Annotated in this window: 11 protein-coding genes; 8 read left to right on the top strand and 3 right to left on the bottom strand. The window is 47.8% G+C overall.

The features are described 5' to 3' along the window. Positions 1-58: 58 nt before the first annotated feature. The gene (gene gtrB / locus IQE94_RS01355; protein WP_212715648.1) at positions 59-1,027 is read right to left on the bottom strand and encodes a glycosyltransferase GtrB; all 969 of its coding nucleotides are present in this window, start codon (positions 1,025-1,027) and stop codon (positions 59-61) included. A 211-nt stretch (positions 1,028-1,238) separates the two neighbouring features. Between gtrB and IQE94_RS01350 the strand changes: the two genes are divergently transcribed. From IQE94_RS01350 to trpB, 3 genes are all read left to right on the top strand, one after another. Further along, positions 1,239-1,955 (top strand): type 1 glutamine amidotransferase, encoded by a 717-nt coding sequence (locus IQE94_RS01350; RefSeq protein ID WP_212715646.1) that lies wholly within the window; start codon positions 1,239-1,241, stop codon positions 1,953-1,955. A gap of 78 nt (positions 1,956-2,033) precedes the next feature. Continuing rightward, the gene (gene clpP, locus IQE94_RS01345; protein WP_010874060.1) at positions 2,034-2,630 is read left to right on the top strand and encodes an ATP-dependent Clp endopeptidase proteolytic subunit ClpP; all 597 of its coding nucleotides are present in this window, start codon (positions 2,034-2,036) and stop codon (positions 2,628-2,630) included. A gap of 109 nt (positions 2,631-2,739) precedes the next feature. Then, a complete protein-coding gene (gene trpB / locus IQE94_RS01340) occupies positions 2,740-3,978 on the top strand; it encodes a tryptophan synthase subunit beta (RefSeq protein WP_194014404.1) in 1,239 nt (412 codons plus the stop codon). Between the two features lie 63 nt (positions 3,979-4,041). On the opposite strand, the gene IQE94_RS01335 is transcribed toward trpB, so the two are convergent. Continuing rightward, positions 4,042-6,981, bottom strand: a complete 2,940-nt coding sequence (locus IQE94_RS01335) for a CHAT domain-containing protein (protein WP_223342551.1) — start codon at positions 6,979-6,981, stop codon at positions 4,042-4,044. A 1,150-nt stretch (positions 6,982-8,131) separates the two neighbouring features. On the opposite strand from IQE94_RS01335, the gene IQE94_RS01330 reads away from it, so the two are divergent. The 4 genes from IQE94_RS01330 to IQE94_RS01315 all read left to right on the top strand — a co-directional run bounded on the left by IQE94_RS01330 (position 8,132) and on the right by IQE94_RS01315 (position 11,362). Continuing rightward, positions 8,132-8,962, top strand: coding sequence for an ABC transporter ATP-binding protein (locus IQE94_RS01330; RefSeq protein WP_223342550.1), 831 nt, complete (start codon positions 8,132-8,134; stop codon positions 8,960-8,962). A gap of 126 nt (positions 8,963-9,088) precedes the next feature. Then, positions 9,089-9,871, top strand: coding sequence for an enoyl-ACP reductase FabI (gene fabI, locus IQE94_RS01325; protein WP_212715642.1), 783 nt, complete (start codon positions 9,089-9,091; stop codon positions 9,869-9,871). A gap of 35 nt (positions 9,872-9,906) precedes the next feature. Then, positions 9,907-10,419, top strand: a complete 513-nt coding sequence (locus IQE94_RS01320) for a tetratricopeptide repeat protein (RefSeq protein ID WP_212715640.1) — start codon at positions 9,907-9,909, stop codon at positions 10,417-10,419. A gap of 112 nt (positions 10,420-10,531) precedes the next feature. Further along, positions 10,532-11,362 carry a DUF2993 domain-containing protein gene (locus tag IQE94_RS01315; RefSeq protein WP_212715638.1) on the top strand — a complete coding sequence of 277 codons (831 nt, stop codon included), beginning with the start codon at positions 10,532-10,534 and terminating at the stop codon, positions 11,360-11,362. A gap of 50 nt (positions 11,363-11,412) precedes the next feature. On the opposite strand, the gene IQE94_RS01310 is transcribed toward IQE94_RS01315, so the two are convergent. Further along, positions 11,413-13,131, bottom strand: coding sequence for a calcium-binding protein (locus tag IQE94_RS01310; protein WP_212715636.1), 1,719 nt, complete (start codon positions 13,129-13,131; stop codon positions 11,413-11,415). Between the two features lie 477 nt (positions 13,132-13,608). On the opposite strand from IQE94_RS01310, the gene IQE94_RS01305 reads away from it, so the two are divergent. Continuing rightward, positions 13,609-17,604 carry a magnesium chelatase subunit H gene (locus tag IQE94_RS01305; RefSeq protein WP_223342549.1) on the top strand — a complete coding sequence of 1,332 codons (3,996 nt, stop codon included), beginning with the start codon at positions 13,609-13,611 and terminating at the stop codon, positions 17,602-17,604. The last annotated feature ends 7 nt before the right edge of the window (positions 17,605-17,611 follow it).

Genomic DNA, 17,611 nt, shown 5'->3' with positions numbered 1-17,611 from the left:
TAGAATTCATTGATCACCAATGTTGATTTTCAGAGAAATTGATAGCCATTAAAGGCTTCTATCTTTCAACTGAACTAAGTCTTTCTATTTGTAGGTATTCTAATCCCCAAAGATCACTAACCAAATACAATGGTCGAGCTTTGACCTCTTCATAAACCCGCCCCAAATATTCACCAATTACTCCCAGGCTAATTAGTTGCACTCCCCCAAGGAATAAAATTGCCACCATCAAAGAAGCATAACCTGGTACGTCGGTGCCAACAATTAAGGTTTTTAAAATCAAAAAACTGGCATAGGCTAGGGAAAGCAGGGATATAATTAAACCCAGATAGGTCCAAATTTTCAGAGGAAGCAAGCTAAAGGAAAAAATACCGTCTAGGGCAAAATTCCAGAGCTTCCAGTAATTCCATTTGGTTTGTCCTTGGAAGCGGGGCTCCCGATCAAATAATACGAAAGTTTGCCGGTAGCCTACCCAAGCAAATAAACCTTTCATAAATCGAGTTCTTTCTGGTAGTTGCTTAATGGCATTGACTACCCTGCGGTCCATTAAACGAAAATCGCCAGTATTGGGGGGGATTTTAATTTCTGTCATGCGGCCAATCACTTTGTAAAACATTTTAGCGGTGAATTGTTTTACCCAGGTTTCCCCTTGGCGTGAACGGCGAGTAGCATAGACAATATCATAACCTTCGCGCCATTTATTAACTAATTCATGAATTAATTCTGGCGGGTCCTGGAGGTCGGCATCAATGGGAATAACCGCCTTCCCCTGGGCGTAATCAATACCAGCGGAAAGGGCAATTTCTTTGCCAAAGTTACGGGACAGATTAACAATTTTGATTTGGGGATTAATTTGGTGGCAGTTAATTAATTGGCTCAGAGTTTTATCCTTACTACCGTCGTTAACGCAAATAATTTCGTAGGTAATTTTGAGGGGAGTCAGTACTTCTAACAAACGGGCAAATAAATACTCGAGGTTATCTTCCTCGTTGTACATTGGAATCACAATGGACAGTTCAATGGTCATAGATATACGTTATTTCCTGTCGATTTATCAGTCCATTAATGCCGTTGTGCAATGGGATGATCTAGTTAAAATCAATGTAGTTGGTTGATTGCGGCTACTGTTACCATACCGATACCATGCCGATCGCCAGTTAGTTATCAATAATTTCATTTCTTGGTAGCGGCTCGAGCAATTCCGTAATACTTCCAGGATATTTTCAGAAAATTACCATATGCAAGCTCACTTTTTCCAGCATGTTGCCTTTGAAAACCTTGGTGCCATTGAGCCTTGGCTCAGGAGTAAAGGCTACACCATCGGTCAAACTAGTTTTTTTGAGCAGTCTTCCCCCCCAACTTTCCCGCCCTTGGTAGCCATTGACCTGTTGATTATCCTGGGGGGCCCCATGAGCGTCAATGATGAAGCGGCATATCCCTGGCTGGCGCAGGAAAAAGCCTTCCTCCGTCAGGCGATCGCCGCTGGCAAACCGATGCTGGGTATTTGTCTGGGGGCCCAACTCATCGCCAATACCCTGGGGGCAAGAGTTTACCCCAACGCTGTTAAAGAAATTGGCTGGTTTCCTATCATGGGGCAACAGGGTGAGCCACAGTTAGATTTATTTCAGTTTCCCCCCAGCACCGAAGTTTTCCATTGGCACGGTGAAACCTTTGATTTACCTCCAGGGGCCGAGTTGATTGCCTCCAGTGAAGCTTGTCAGCATCAGGCTTTCCAAATCGGGCGATCGGTCATCGGTCTGCAATGCCATCTGGAAACTACCCCTACAGCAGCTCAGGCCTTGGTGGATAATTGTGCCGATGAATTGATCCCTGGCCCCTTTGTGCAGGATGCCGCCACCATTTTGATAGTGGACCAGACTAGATTTGCCACCATGAACGCAGTCCTAGTCCAATTGCTGGAATATCTACACCATCAAGTTGTTAGCCAAGCCTAATCCCCTGGTCCCCAACCCCTAGGCGCGGAGAATATGGCACAATCTAGGAGAATACTACGGTAACAACACCATCTCTCCATGATTCCAACCGTCATTGAAACGTCTGGGCGTGGCGATCGCGCCTTTGATATTTATTCCCGCCTACTCCGGGAGCGGATTGTCTTCCTGGGGCAAGAAGTCCGGGATGAGAATGCCAACCTAGTTGTTGCCCAACTGCTATTTTTAGAAGCGGAAGATCCGGAAAAGGATATTTATCTCTACATCAATTCCCCTGGGGGATCGGTTTCAGCGGGTCTAGGAATTTTCGACACCATGAACCAAATCCGTCCCGATGTCTGCACCATCTGCATCGGCTTAGCGGCCAGCATGGGGGCTTTTCTTCTCAGTGCTGGGGCCAAAGGTAAGCGCATGAGCCTGCCCAACTCCCGCATTATGATCCACCAACCCCTAGGGGGAGCCCAGGGGCAAGCCACGGATATTGAAATTCAAGCCAAGGAAATTCTTTACCTCAAAGCACTACTCAACCAACATTTGGCCAACCACACCGGCAAGTCCCTGGAGGAAATCACTGCTGATACGGAACGGGATTTCTTTATGTCCGCTGAGGAATCCAAGGAATACGGCCTGATTGACCAGGTGATTAATCGTCGGCCTTCTGCCAGTGATCCCATTTGATCCGTTTGATTCCCATTGTCCGTTAGAAGGCTGCCAGGCCATTGGCTGAGATTAATGCCCCAGCCAACCAACCCCCACCCATTTTCCCCATTCCCTTTCCTGACCGTCCGTGAACACTACTTCCCCCCTTTCTCCCCCCCGCCACCAATACCCCGATGCCCTGGGGCGTTTTGGTAACTACGGTGGCAAATACGTGCCCGAAACCCTCATGCCTGCTCTGACGGAGTTGGAGGAAGCCTACTATCGTTACCGGGCGGAGAGTTCCTTCCAGGAAGAATTGGCGGGGTTACTGAAGGACTATGTCGGCCGTTCTTCCCCCCTATATTTTGCGGAACGGTTAAGCGCCCATTATGCCCGTCCCGACGGCTCCCATCCCTTGATATACCTGAAGCGGGAAGATTTGAATCACACAGGGGCTCACAAAATCAATAACGCCCTTGGCCAAGTTCTGTTGGCTAAACGCATGGGCAAAAAACGGATCATTGCCGAAACCGGCGCTGGTCAGCATGGGGTGGCTACGGCTACGGTATGTGCCCGCTTTGGGTTGGAATGCATCATCTACATGGGGGTGCAGGATATGGAGCGGCAAAAATTAAATGTTTTTCGGATGAATTTGCTGGGGGCCAGGGTGCAACCTGTTGCGGCGGGAACCGGTACTCTCAAGGATGCCACTTCCGAAGCGATCCGGGACTGGGTCACCAATGTGGAAACCACCCATTACATCCTCGGTTCCGTGGCCGGGCCCCATCCTTACCCCATGATGGTGCGGGATTTTCACCGGGTTATTGGCCAGGAAACCCGGCAACAGGCTTGGGAAAAATGGGGCGGTCTGCCGGACGTGCTGTTGGCCTGTGTGGGGGGCGGCTCCAACGCCATGGGGCTGTTCTACGATTTCATTGATGAGCCCGAAGTTAGAATGATTGGCATTGAAGCGGCGGGGGAAAGCATTGTCTCCGGTAAACATGCGGCCACTTTAACCATGGGTAAACCGGGAGTATTGCACGGGGCCATGAGTTATTTGTTGCAGGATACGGAAGGGCAAGTTACGGAAGCCCATTCCATCAGTGCGGGGTTAGATTATCCTGGGGTCGGCCCCGAACATAGTTATCTCAAAGATGCGGGGCGGGCTGAGTATTACAGCGTCACTGACCAAGAGGCGATCGCCGCTTTGCAGAGGTTATCGGAGTTGGAAGGTATTATTCCCGCTCTGGAAACTGCCCATGCCTTTGCTTATTTAGAGACCCTCTGTCCCCAACTGAAAAATGGCGAACGCATTGTCATCAATTGTTCCGGCCGGGGGGACAAGGACGTGCAAACGGTGGCTAAATACCTGCAGATGGAAATTTGACCAGCCAAATTTTCCTTAAAAGTGGGTTTGACAATGGATTGACTGCCCCAGGGAAAAAGAACATTACTCTGCTTCGCCAATGAGAGTAAAAGCGCCCCAATAATAGGGCTCAGGATACTCTTGCTTGAGTTGGAGCATGGCTTGGCGGAGGGCGGCCGCCTTGCTTAATCCCCCCTGTTGCCATTGTTGATAAAACTCGGTCATGAGTTTTTCGGTGGACGCATCATCCACACTCCAGAGGCTAACCAAAATACTGGGTACCCCCGCCGCAATGAGGGAACGGGAAAGGCCGATCACCCCATCGCCGGTTATTTCTCCCTGCCCTGTGTCACAGGCACTGAGGATGGCAATGTCCGCATGGAGGGGATTCGTTTCAAAATGGTCAAAAATTTCCGCCGCCGTGATGCGCCCCGAGGTGCTCAGTAAATCTTCTTTGCTTTGGCCTAGCTCCGCCGTTAGGTAAATGGCGCTTTCTAAACCATTTTGCTCGTCGAAGCTGGCATGGGTAGCAAAATGCAATACTCCAGCCTGGGGCATTTGGGCCAAGACAGTTTCCTCCCTGGCCTGTTTGCCGATGAGGGGTTGCACCCCCAACAATTGACCAATTTGTTTGGCTTCATTGGCGGCGTTTTCTAGGTCATTCAGATTGTCAGGGTAGGGGTAGGGATTACCCACTACTAGAGCCGGGCCCAGATTTAATGTCTGCCGATTGAGTCGTTGCTTTTGTTGGGCTGTTTGGGCCAGCACTTGGATGGAAGGGGCGGTGAGGATGGTGTGTTTATCAATCAAATACTGACCATTACTATCCTGGAGAGCGGGAAAAGGAATGCCAAAGAGGGGACCCTGGGGAATAAAAATGATGGGGGCATCGGCATTGCTGGGTAACAGATCGGCAATGGGGTCGATCAGAATTTGGTGGAGTTGTTGCAGGGAAGTACTGGCTTCCTGGGCGGTGCGGCGGGCAATGATATCGGAAGGCGATCGCCTGGTGACGGATTGTCTGGTGGTTTGGAGTAATTGCACAAAATCCACGTCCTTTAAATCTTGGTTGAAGTCCATCTGGCGGAATTCCATGGTGCCGTCGGGGGCAATGACATAGACGTAGAGTTTGACCGGGGAGGTCAGATCCTTGGTCGGAATCAGGGCGTAGGTTACCAGGGTACTTTGGCGATCGCCAGCAATTTTTTTCAGAGCGGCAATGGTGGGTTTTTCGGTGGGGATAAAATTGGCGTCCCGAGCAAAACGCTTATTGAGCAGTTCTATCAACGCCCTGGCCCGACCCCGCTCAGCAATTTCTAGGGCCACAGTAGGCTGATTTTGGGCAATTAAACTTTCCTGGAGACGGAAATAATTGTACAGATAAGTATCAAAGTAAGAAACCTTCAATTCATCACTTAAATCTTCACTGTTAATTGATTCAAATAAATCGATAGCCTGGGTTAAAAATAAAGTGGATTTATCATATTTTTTTTGGTCAAATTCCACATAACCAATATTGCTTAAAATTGTTGCTTCTAGGCCGACATTTTTCACTGCTCTACTGAGGGATAAAGCCTGTTCATAGTAATTTAATGCTTGGCCATAATCCCCACGGGCATAGTAAATAGTGCCAATATTATTTAAAGTTAAAGCTTCCCCATCCCGGTCTTTAATTTCTCGACGGAGTGCCAAAGCCTGCTGATAATAGTCCATGGCCCGATCTAGTTGTCCCAAGCCGTCATAAACATAGCCGATATTGCTTAAAATGGCTCCTTCCACTAGGCGATCGCCAGTTTCCTGAGCTAACTTTAAGGCTTGTCGATAATAGGCCAAAGCTTCATCTTTTTCGCCAACACTGTCGTAGAGCAAAGCAATATTATTTAATCTCACCCCTTCCCCAGACCGATCGCCTACCAATCTGGCTAATTCTAAGGCCTGTTGATAATATTTTAAAGCTTGAGCCTTTTGTCCCAATCCATCTAGAACTAAGGCGATATTGCTAATTACTGAACCCTGGAGAGATTGATCCCCCACTGCCTCTGCAATCACTAAAGATTGGATGTAATATTGCAAAGCTTTATCCTTTTCTCCAAAGCCGTCGTACACCAAAGCAATATTATTTAAACGCACTGCTTCTCCTTGGCGATCGCCGACGGAACGGGATATGGTCAAGGCCTGTTGATAATATTCCAGAGCCTTCTCCCTTTCCCCCAAATTATTGTAGGCTAAGCCAATATTGCTGAGGCTAGTGCCGATCATTTTTAAATCATTGAGGCTTTTTCCGAGGGCGACAGCTTCAGCATAATATTGCAAAGCTTTTTCACTTTCTCCTAGGTTATCGTAGGCTACCCCCAGGTTATTGATGGTGGTCATTTCTTCGGTTTTATCGCCGGCTTTACGGATTAACACCAGAGCCTGCTGATAATAATCAATGGCCGTTCTTCGGTCTGCTAAGGCGTTGTAAATACTGCCAATATTATTGAGGGTAGCTCCCTCTAGGGCACTGTCTGCCAATTGCTGGGCCAAAGGGATCGCTTCTTGATAATAGGCCAGGGCTTTGGTGTTTTCCCCAAAATCAGAATAGATGGTGCCTAAACGATTGAGGGCAAATACTATTTCTCGATTAACAATGCCTATTTGCCGATAGAATTCCACACCTTGAGTAAATAACTCGATCGCCTGGAACAATGACTCCTTAGAACCTTCATCCATCATGGCCTGGGCTTGGATGAGGGATTGATGGCCTTGGATTTCAACTAGTTGATTAGCATCGGGTAGAATGATTTTTAGTTGATATTTGCCCGTTACCCCTGGCTTATTGCTGGTAACAACTATTCCATATCCTTGGGGATCAATTTGGTTGATTAAAATTCCTGCATTAGTATTATATAAATCATCATTTTCCGCTAACTTGTTACCTTGGGCATCCATTAGGATTAGATAGGGGTCAAAATCCTGGCTTTCTAGGTAAATTAAGACTGGCTGATCCGCTGTTAACTGGAGAGGATAAAGATCAAAAATCACCCCATTATCTGAACTTAAATCCCCCGCTTCCAACTCCCCAGTGGCACTATCAACAATTTCTACTTGTTCTTGGCCATAGGCAGGGCAGGAAAGAAAAAAAAACTAAGTATTAGTAACCAAATCAACTTCATGGTGCTTTCTCCAGACAGAAATTTGAATTTGTAACGACCGGCGAGGGATCATTGTCTAGAGCCAATAACCATCTGCTATTTTCTATTATTAACCATGAAAGCGGATTCTGAATCAGCTTGACACACATGAAGCGGCTGTAACTCCTATTTTGTGGTGATTTATTTGTACTATATTGGTGCTATGAACACTGTATTTCGAAAATTTGACCTTTGACTTTATCATCTTAAAGACCTTTTAATTTTTTCTCAACCATGATTCAAGATTTCTGTATTTTATTAGTTCCTGTGCTTGTGTTTCAATATTTTTATGTATAGCAAAGCTTCAACTAAAAATAATATGTATAAAACAATAAATGTACTCACAAAGCTCGCGATAGGATTTGTTCTGGTGATGGCAGTGTCAGGAGGTAGATAGTTTATGCTTATTTCTTCAATTATCAAGAAAATGATTGTTAGTAGAAACGCAGAACTCAATGTGCCAAACGCTAATATCTTCCATTTAAATATTGACATACAAATTACTGAAACAGTCTCATAGCTGAAATAGATAAAATTTAATATCCAAACAATCATCATGAGAAGTAGAGAAAGACCATCCCACCCCAAGAATACATATACAAACAAAATAATTAATAGACAAAGATACAGAAACACATTATGTATGGAAAACCATAAAACGTACCTCCTTATTATTTGATTTTTATGAAGACTTAGTTCTTTTACGTCTGTTTTCTCTTCATCATCTACTATCTTTGTGAGTTTATCAAAAGCAATCCAAAACATTTTTAAAAAACCTATAACTTTTGAGTATTTCAGGATTTATCCGTACGGAGGTTTTACTATCTATATGACACAGTAAATTCTCGGAATAAGTCGGATTACATGCATTTTAGACGTACTAAATTGACACGGTAGCCGCTGTAATCTCTCCCCTGCCATAATTCTAGAACATCAAAGTCGTTATGATGATAAACACAACTAATATCCCCATTGTCTGCCGTTCGCTCTAGATAGCCTCCATGCTTGATTCAAACCAGTTAATGACTTATTCCCCGGCCAGCAAGGGCGATCGCCAACATTCTCCCCAAGGTGATGTGCTACTGCGCCTAGAGGGAGTATCCAAAATTTATGGAGAGGGGGAAACGGAAGTCAAAGCCTTGGCCGATGTCAGTTTGGCGATCGAACGGGGTAGTTACTGCGCCATTATGGGGGCCTCTGGATCGGGAAAGTCCACCATGATGAACATTATTGGTTGCCTAGACCGCCCCACCCTGGGCCACTATTTCCTGGACGGCGAAGATGTGTCCGGTTTAAGCGCTGACCAGTTAGCCAAAATTCGTAATCGCAAAATTGGCTTTGTTTTTCAGCAGTTCTACCTGTTACCCCAGATGACCGCCCTGGAAAATGTCATGTTACCGATGATTTATGCGGGCATACCGGCGGAAACTAGAAAGGAAAAAGCCATTGCCGCCTTGGTTAGGGTCGGGCTCAGCCAGAGGTTACATAACCGGCCCAATCAATTGTCCGGCGGACAACAACAACGGGTGGCGATCGCCAGGGCCATTGTTAATGAACCGTTATTGCTGCTGGCCGATGAACCCACTGGGGCGTTGGATTCCCACACCACCGAGGAGGTGTTAGCTATTTTTGAACAGTTACATAGCACGGGCATCACCATTGTGGTAGTAACCCACGAAGCCGACGTGGCCAGTCATGGAGAACGGATTATTTCTTTTCAGGATGGGCAAATTCTCCGGGATCAAGTCATTAAAACTACTCCGTCCAGTGAAGAAGAATTTCAGAAAAACGCTAACGTCCCAGGTTCAGACCGCAATGGGTTAAGTGGATAGTTAGCCCTACCCCGATGGGCTTCTTGGAAGTACGGACTGGGAGGTATATTGAAAGATCGGGGCTAATGGCTCCCCGAACCAGTTTTTGAGCAATTACCACATTTGAGCACTCCCAGGGAAAATTTTATGTTAGATCTCAGCGGCAAACACGCCTTCGTTACTGGCATCGCCAATAATCGTTCCATTGCCTGGGGCATTGCCCAACAACTACACCACGCCGGGGCTGAAATTGGCGTTAGTTATCTTCCAGACGACAAAGGCAGATTTGAAAAAAAAGTGCGGGAGTTGACTGAGCCTTTGCACCCAAGTCTAGTGTTGCCGGGGGACGTACAGGACGATGCCCAGGTGGATGCCTTGTTCAATACGGTGAAGGAAAAATGGGGCAAACTCGATATTTTGATCCATTGTTTGGCCTTTGCGGACAAGTCCGGTTTAACGGGCAATTACACCGACATCCCGAAGGAAGCCTTTAGTCAAGCCATGGAAATTAGCACCTATTCCCTTGGTCGTTTGGCCCGGGGCGCAAAACCCCTAATGACCAATGGCGGTAGCATCATCACCCTGACCTATTTCGGCGGCGTGAAAGTTATTCCCAATTACAACTTGATGGGGGTGGCTAAGGCTGGTTTAGAAATGACTGTGCGTTATCTAGCGGCGGAATTGGGGCCCCAAAATATCCGTGTCAATGGTATTTCCGCTGGCCCCATCCGGACCTTGGCTTCTTCGGCCGTGGGGGGCATTTTGGATATGATTCACCACGTGGAAGAGGTGGCACCATTGAAGCGCACTGTTACCCAAACGGAAGTAGGAAATACAGCGGCTTTCCTGGCCAGTGACCTCTCCAGCGGTATTACTGGGCAAATCATCTACGTCGATTCTGGCTATGAAATTATGGGTATGTATATGTAATGGTAAAGATTAAACGACAAAAATAGTTCTTTGCCATGGGAGCCCATCATCAAGGCCAATTTGAACAAAAATTTGAGGAAGGAAAAACTGCTTTTGATCGGGGGCGCTACCGCCAAAGTATTGGCCTCTTTGAGGAAGCGGTTAAACTTTCTGCTGGGGCAACCCGTCGCGGCGGAGAAGCTCAGTTGTGGTTAGCCATGGCCCACCAGGCCGGTGGAGATGTGACCACAGCTAAACAGATTTGCCGTAAATTGGTACGCCATCCCCATCCTGAGTGCCGCAAGCAGGGGCAACAGGTGTTGGAAATTTTGCAAGCCCCCCAGTTGACCCGCCCGAAGGAGTGGTTGACCCCCATCCCGGATTTAACCGACCAGGAAAATACCAAACCCACTACCCCCCGCATGGCCCGTCGCCTTCGTCGTCAGCCGGAGCCGGCCCCCATCCAGTTTGAAGATACCCGGAGAATGAATACCAAAGACAATGGTTTTATCTTTACGGCGATCGCCTTTTTAGCTCTCTTACTGGGGGTAACCTATTGGTTAAATTAACCCTGGGCAAGCTATGGCCATGGCAAAAGTCAGTGATGGTAGTTGCCATTAGTTACTGGTTGGCTAAAAACCCATTAAACTAGGCGAGAAACAATCATCCCCAACGGCTTCTATGGAATGGTTCGCCATTGCCCTGTCTACTTTTCTCACTTTCCTTGCTCCCGTTAACTTCATCGGCGATCAGGTAATTGCTAACCAAATTCGCCAGCGGGTCCATGGGGTGGAAGACCTATCGGTGCGGGTGGATAATGCCCCCAACTACCAACTAATCCAGGGCAAAATCCAACGGGTACGCCTGGCCAGTCGAGGCTTGGAAATAGTGCCCAGTCTAAGGATTCAACAATTGCAATTGGAAACCGATCTCATTGACGTAGATCTACAAGCCCTGCGGGAAAACCGTAACCTAGCGGGACTGAGGCAGGCCCTACGGCAACCATTTCAAGGGGCGGCGGAACTGGTGCTCACCGAAGCTGACCTGAATCGGGCTTTGCAAAATCCCACCGTTAAAGAACGGTTACAAAAACAAATTGACCAACGAGTGCCGGCAGATGTGCCCCGCTTTCAACTACTCAATGCCCAGGTGGATTTCCTTGAAGACGATCGCCTAGGCATTAACTTAGAACTGGGGCAACAATTGGAACCCAATGCTGAACTAGAAAAATTAGCCATCGCCATCGAAACCGGCATCTCCATCCAAAACGGCGATCGCCTAATCCTGGTGAACCCCAGCGCCATCCTCAACGGCCGCCGTATTAATACCAATATTCTCAACAGCATCATCGGTAGTTTTAGCGATAACCTCAGCTTGAAAAGATTGGAAAATCGGGGTATCACCGCCAGAATTTTGCGGTATGACATCAGCCCGGACGAATTTAGTTTCAGCGCCTTTGGCAGTATTGCTCCGGCAAAAGAACAAAAAAATGCCCCCAATACGATGAATTAGAGGCGGGAGTTATTCAGTAGATCAACGATCAGACTTGATATACGTCACTTTTAAACAGGAAGTATGTTGGTAAAATCGTTAGTCGTTAATGTGCCGCTAAAGTTAGTCAATTCGATGAACGCATCCTTGCTAGCATTAAAGCCAATTGAGCCATCGTTGATAGCCACAAAGGTGCGTGAACCTACGGTAATTTGAGCGGCGTCATAGGCGCCAAGAGTTGACAAGCCAAGAACTGTTATCCCCAGTCCAAAGATGCTATTAGCGCTCAGTTGGCGAACACCTGGAAGGATACCGTCAGTTGGTACCTCTTGAACAAAGAACTTATCTTGCCCAATTGTAAAATCAGTAATGACATCAACCTTAGACAAATTAATGTTGAACCAGGAAATGCCTATCTGAGAATCAGTCAGAGTAGTGTAGTCAAACAGGTCATTATCAGAACCACCAGTTAGAATGTCCTTTTCTGCACCACCAGAGATAAAGTCATTTCCATCGCCCCCAAAGATGGTGTCCTTGCCCCCCCCTCCTTTTAGGATGTTGTCTTGAGCATCGCCGGTAATACTATCATTACCACTAGTGCCGATAACATCATCAAAGTTAATGACTTTTGCTAGAGAAAAAGTGGGATCAGTTTCGTTGGGGGAAGACAGAGTTTCAGCGCTCAAATCTACATTAACCGGTGAAACAGCGCCAGAAAAGTCGATGGTGTTATTGTTAGCACCACCATTGGCAATGACTTCTTCGATGTTGAGGAGCGTATCTGTGCCCAGAGCGCCCTTTTCTACGGTTAAGGATAGGTCACCAGTGCCTTTTAGGGTAATAGCCTGGTCACCACTATCTTCAAGGTCTCCATAGTGGGCAGTGTCATAATCGTCGCCACCATCCATGGTGTCATTGCCTTGGCCACCAAATAGGGTGTCATTGTCGAGATCACCAAATACGCTGTCATCTCCCAGATCGCCGTATAAGCTGTCATTGCCTTTCCCGCCCCTGACGGTATCATTGCCTTTCCCGCCCCTGACAGTATCATCACCTACATTCCCGTTTAAAAAATCATCTCCCACATTCCCGTTCAGGAAATCATTTCCATCACCACCGGATATGCTGTCATTTCCGTCACCACCGAGTATGCTGTCGTCTCCATCACCGCCGGATATGGTGTCATCCCCCCCCATACCGTAGATGGTGTCATTTCCCCCTAGACCAGATAGGATGTTATTTTCGTTGTTACCAGTAATTACGTTATCTAGGGCATTACCTTCACCGTTAATGTTATCCGTACCGGTCAAAGTTAGATTCTCAATAAATTGAGGGGTTAAATCAAGTAACGTCAGTCCTAGATAAAGAGCATAGTCAACAGGACCTAGTCCGATCACGGGCAGGGCGGCAGCAGTATTATTAGCAAGTCCACTGATACCTGGCAAAGAAAAGGTGGGACCGTTTAATGAATAGGTCACTGAAGATTCGACTAAATCTGTGCCATCTGTGTCTAGCCACTCTCCAACTAAATCCCCGGCATCATCGACAATGTAGGTATCGTCACCGAAACCACCAAACATGGTGTCCGCGCCAGGACCACCATCCAAAAGATCGTTACCGGCCAATCCTACAAGGATATCGGTTCCCGCATCACCGAAGATCTGATCATCGCCAAGAGTACCAATTAGAGCCGGACGAAAGTTCTTGGTCTGCAAAACTAGACCTAAAAAGCCTCCAAATGAAGCACCAGTGTTGTCATCGTTTTGGGGAGTTCCGTTAATAATAGCCATAGTACCTAACCTCTAATGTAAACTGTGTAGTGTAAAAAACTAATGCTTGAAATATGAACACCATTAATGGGGAAACAGTGGTTGGCGAATCTGATGGCAGCGATTAGATTGGCAAATCAAAGGAATCTGGCGACTTTCCAGATAAACCAAACGGATTGATCATCCACTTGTAGGTGTTCATACTGAAATTTTATACTAGGTTAATTGATTTAAGTGCTAAGGAATGCTTAAAGAATGGGCTGTTTGATTAATTTTTATGTTCTTAAGTTGAGTTTTGTAAACTCAGGCTTTTTAGTTGCTAATTCAGAGCCGGAAAAATTGTGGTAGTCCGAGTCGAGACTTTGGCGATCGCCGGAGGCTAATTTACCCCAGAAAGGCGGAGACGCCCCCACGGCCTCGAATTTTCTGCTAGAAATACCTAGGGGGCTCTTTAAAAAATCCCTTTAAAATCGAACCCTGTAGGAGAACACCAATTATATGTTTACTAACGTCAAGTCCACCATCCGCCGTGTTGATCCCGAAGCGTTACATGGGCGCAAGCTACTCAAGGTGGTCTATGTGGTCTTGGAATCCCAGTATCAGAGCGCTTTGTCGGCGGCCGTTAGAAACATTAACCGCACTAACTCCAGCTTGGCCATCCAGTTAACGGGCTATTTGATTGAGGAGTTGCGGGACCCGGAAAATTACGCCAACTTTAAGCAGGATGTCAGCGAAGCCAATCTCTTCATTGCTTCCCTGATTTTCATTGAAGATTTGGCCGATAAAGTGGTGGAAGCGGTGGCTCCCTATCGGGACCAGTTGGATGCGGCGATCGTATTCCCCTCCATGCCCCAGGTGATGCGCCTGAACAAAATGGGTTCTTTTTCCATGGCGCAATTGGGCCAGTCCAAGAGTGCGATCGCCCAGTTTATGAAAAAGCGCAAGGAAAACAGCAGTGGCGCTGGCTTCCAGGATGCAATGCTCAAGCTCTTGCGGACCCTGCCCACAGTGTTGAAATATTTGCCAGTGGAAAAGGCCCAGGATGCCCGTAATTTTATGCTCAGCTTCCAGTATTGGTTGGGGGGCTCCCAGGAAAACTTGGAAAACTTCCTGCTCATGCTGACAGACAAATATGTCTATCCTGATTTGGGTTTGCACAAACTGGTGAACTACCAGGAGCCGGTGGTGTACCCCGATATGGGCATTTGGCATCCCCTGTCCATGCAAATGTTCGAAAATGTCAAGGATTATCTGGAATGGTACAATCAGCGGCCCGATATTTCCGACGACTTAAAAGATCCCCTAGCTCCTTGTATTGGTTTAATCATGCAACGGACGCACCTGGTTACCGGGGATGATGCCCATTACGTCGGCATGGTACAGGAACTAGAAGCCATGGGGGCCCGGGTTATTTGTGTGTTCTCCGGCGGGCTAGATTTCTCCAAACCGGTGGATGAGTATTTCTTGGATAAAAGTGTCAATGGCATGGAACCGCTGCCGATAGTCGATGCAGTAGTCTCTCTAACTGGTTTTGCCCTGGTGGGAGGCCCCGCTCGCCAAGACCATCCCCGTGCCATTGAATCTCTGAAAAAGCTTAACCGTCCCTATATGTGCGCCCTGCCCCTGGTGTTCCAAACTACAGAGGAGTGGGAAGCCAGTGACCTTGGTTTACATCCCATTCAAGTAGCTCTCCAGATTGCCATTCCTGAACTAGATGGGGCGATCGAACCCATTATTCTTTCCGGTCGAGATGGTTCCACCGGCCGGGCCATTGCTCTCCAAGACCGCCTAGAGGCGATCGCCCAACGGGCTATGAAGTGGGCCAATTTACGCAAAAAGCCCAAACTGGATAAGAAAGTTGCCATTACCGTTTTTAGCTTCCCCCCCGATAAGGGCAATGTGGGCACAGCAGCTTACCTGGATGTGTTTGGCTCCATTTACGAAGTAATGAAGGGGCTCCAGGGTAACGGTTACGATGTCCAGGATTTACCTGGTTCTGCCAACGAATTAATGGAAGCGGTAATCCACGATGCCCAGGCCCAATACAACAGCCCAGAATTAAATATTGCCTACCGCATGTCGGTGGAACAGTATGAACGGCTCACGCCCTACTCCGTACGCTTGGAAGAAAACTGGGGCAAACCACCGGGGCATTTGAACAGTGACGGGCAGAACCTAATAGTTTACGGCAAGGCATTTGGCAACGTCTTTATCGGTGTGCAACCCACCTTTGGCTACGAAGGGGACCCCATGCGTTTGCTATTCTCCCGTTCTGCCAGTCCCCACCACGGTTTTGCCGCCTACTACACCTATTTGAATCACATTTGGAAAGCCGATGCGGTGCTTCATTTTGGTACCCACGGTTCCTTGGAATTTATGCCCGGTAAGCAAATGGGTATGTCCGGGGAGTGCTATCCCGATAATTTAATCGGCACTATTCCCAACCTGTATTATTACGCCGCCAACAATCCCTCCGAGGCCACCATCGCCAAACGACGGGGTTATGCCTCCACCATTTCCTACCTCACTCCCCCAGCGGAAAATGCCGGTTTATACAAAGGCTTACAGGAATTAAGTGAGTTAATTGGTTCCTATCAAACCCTGAAGGACTCCGGCCGGGGCATCCAGATTGTCAATACCATCATGGACCAGGCTCGCATCTGCAACCTTGATCAGGATGTGAATCTGCCGGATATTAATGCGGAGGAGATGAGTGCCGAACAACGGGATACCATTGTCGGTTCCGTTTACCGCAAGCTAATGGAAATTGAGTCCCGGCTCCTGCCCTGTGGTCTCCATGTTATTGGTCAACCCCCCAGCGCCGAAGAAGCGATCGCTACCCTGGTTAATATCGCCAGTTTGGACAGGGAGGAGGAAGGTATTTGGGCGTTGCCCACCCTGATTGCGGAAAGCATTGGGCGCAATATGGAGGAAATTTACCGCAACAGCGACAAAGGCATATTAGCTGACGTAGAACTGTTACAGGACATCACCATGGCCAGTCGGGCCGCTGTGGCCGCTTTAGTACAGGAGCAAATTAACGCCGACGGTCGGGTTTCTTTTGTGTCTAAGTTGAATTTCTTCAAAATTGGCAAAAAAGCGCCTTGGGTCAAATCCCTCTGTGATTCCGGCTACCCCAACGTCAATGAAGAAAAGCTCAAACCCCTGTTTGAATACCTGGAATTTTGCCTAGAACAGGTTTGTGCCGACAATGAATTTGGTGGTTTGCTCCAAGCTCTAGAGGGGGAATATGTTCTACCTGGCCCCGGCGGTGACCCTATCCGCAACCCCAACGTGTTACCAACAGGGAAAAATATCCACGCCCTAGATCCCCAGTCTATTCCTACCCTGGCTGCTGTGCAGTCAGCAAAAGTGGTAGTGGATCGCCTCTTAGAGCGGCAAAAAGTGGAAAATGGCGGTGATTATCCCGAAACCATCGCTTCTGTACTCTGGGGCACGGACAATATCAAAACCTACGGCGAATCCCTGGCCCAGATTATGTGGATGGTGGGGGCTAAACCTGTGCCTGACGCCCTTGGTCGGGTTAATAAAATCGAACTGGTCTCCCTGGAAGAATTGGGTCGTCCCCGCATCGATGTGGTGGTGAACTGTTCTGGTGTTTTCCGGGATCTGTTTATTAACCAAATGAATTTGTTGGATCAAGCGGTGAAACTTGCCGCCGAAGCCAACGAACCCCTGGAAATGAACTTTGTTCGCAAGCACGCCCTCGAACAGGCCGAGGAAATGGGCATTGGGGTGCGGGAAGCGGCCACCCGGATTTTCTCCAACGCCTCCGGTTCCTATTCTTCTAATGTGAACTTAGCGGTGGAAAACAGCAGTTGGGAAGACGAGGCTGAATTACAGGAAATGTACCTCAAACGCAAATCCTTTGCCTTCAACTCCGATAACCCCGGCATGATGGACCAAAATCGGGATATGTTCGAGCGGGCTTTAAAAACCGCCGATGCCACTTTCCAAAACCTGGATTCCTCGGAAATCAGCCTCACCGATGTGTCCCACTATTTTGACTCTGACCCCACCAAGTTAATTTCCACCCTGCGGGATGACGGTAAGGCCCCTGCGGCTTACATTGCCGACACCACCACCGCCAACGCCCAGGTACGAACCCTGTCGGAAACGGTGCGTCTCGATGCCCGCACTAAACTCCTTAATCCCAAATGGTACGAAGGGATGCTTTCCCACGGCTATGAAGGAGTACGGGAACTGTCCAAGCGTTTGGTCAATACCATGGGCTGGAGTGCCACCGCTGGCGCAGTGGATAACTGGGTCTATGAGGATGCCAACAGCACTTTCATCCAGGATGAGGAAATGTGTAAACGGCTGATGGACTTAAACCCCAATTCTTTCCGCCGCATGGTCAGTACGTTGTTAGAAGTGAATGGTCGTGGCTATTGGGAAACTTCTGAGGAAAACCTAGAACGGTTACAGGAGCTTTACCAAGAAGTGGAAGACCGGATTGAGGGTGTTGAGTAAAAGATAA

Origin of the sequence: Synechocystis sp. PCC 7339 (assembly GCF_019924095.1) — a bacterium.
GTDB lineage: Bacteria > Cyanobacteriota > Cyanobacteriia > Cyanobacteriales > Microcystaceae > Synechocystis.
This window is presented reverse-complemented; position numbering and strand designations above follow the sequence as displayed.

What these genes read in the sequence shown, in the direction of transcription:
- gtrB (WP_212715648.1), bottom strand. Translation starts at nt 1,027, where the DNA reads ATGACCATTGAACTGTCCATTGTGATTCCAATGTACAACGAGGAAGAT.
- IQE94_RS01350 (WP_212715646.1), top strand. Translation starts at nt 1,239, where the DNA reads ATGCAAGCTCACTTTTTCCAGCATGTTGCCTTTGAAAACCTTGGTGCC.
- clpP (WP_010874060.1), top strand. Translation starts at nt 2,034, where the DNA reads ATGATTCCAACCGTCATTGAAACGTCTGGGCGTGGCGATCGCGCCTTT.
- IQE94_RS01330 (WP_223342550.1), top strand. Translation starts at nt 8,132, where the DNA reads ATGCTTGATTCAAACCAGTTAATGACTTATTCCCCGGCCAGCAAGGGC.
- fabI (WP_212715642.1), top strand. Translation starts at nt 9,089, where the DNA reads ATGTTAGATCTCAGCGGCAAACACGCCTTCGTTACTGGCATCGCCAAT.
- IQE94_RS01320 (WP_212715640.1), top strand. Translation starts at nt 9,907, where the DNA reads ATGGGAGCCCATCATCAAGGCCAATTTGAACAAAAATTTGAGGAAGGA.
- IQE94_RS01315 (WP_212715638.1), top strand. Translation starts at nt 10,532, where the DNA reads ATGGAATGGTTCGCCATTGCCCTGTCTACTTTTCTCACTTTCCTTGCT.
- IQE94_RS01310 (WP_212715636.1), bottom strand. Translation starts at nt 13,131, where the DNA reads ATGGCTATTATTAACGGAACTCCCCAAAACGATGACAACACTGGTGCT.
- IQE94_RS01305 (WP_223342549.1), top strand. Translation starts at nt 13,609, where the DNA reads ATGTTTACTAACGTCAAGTCCACCATCCGCCGTGTTGATCCCGAAGCG.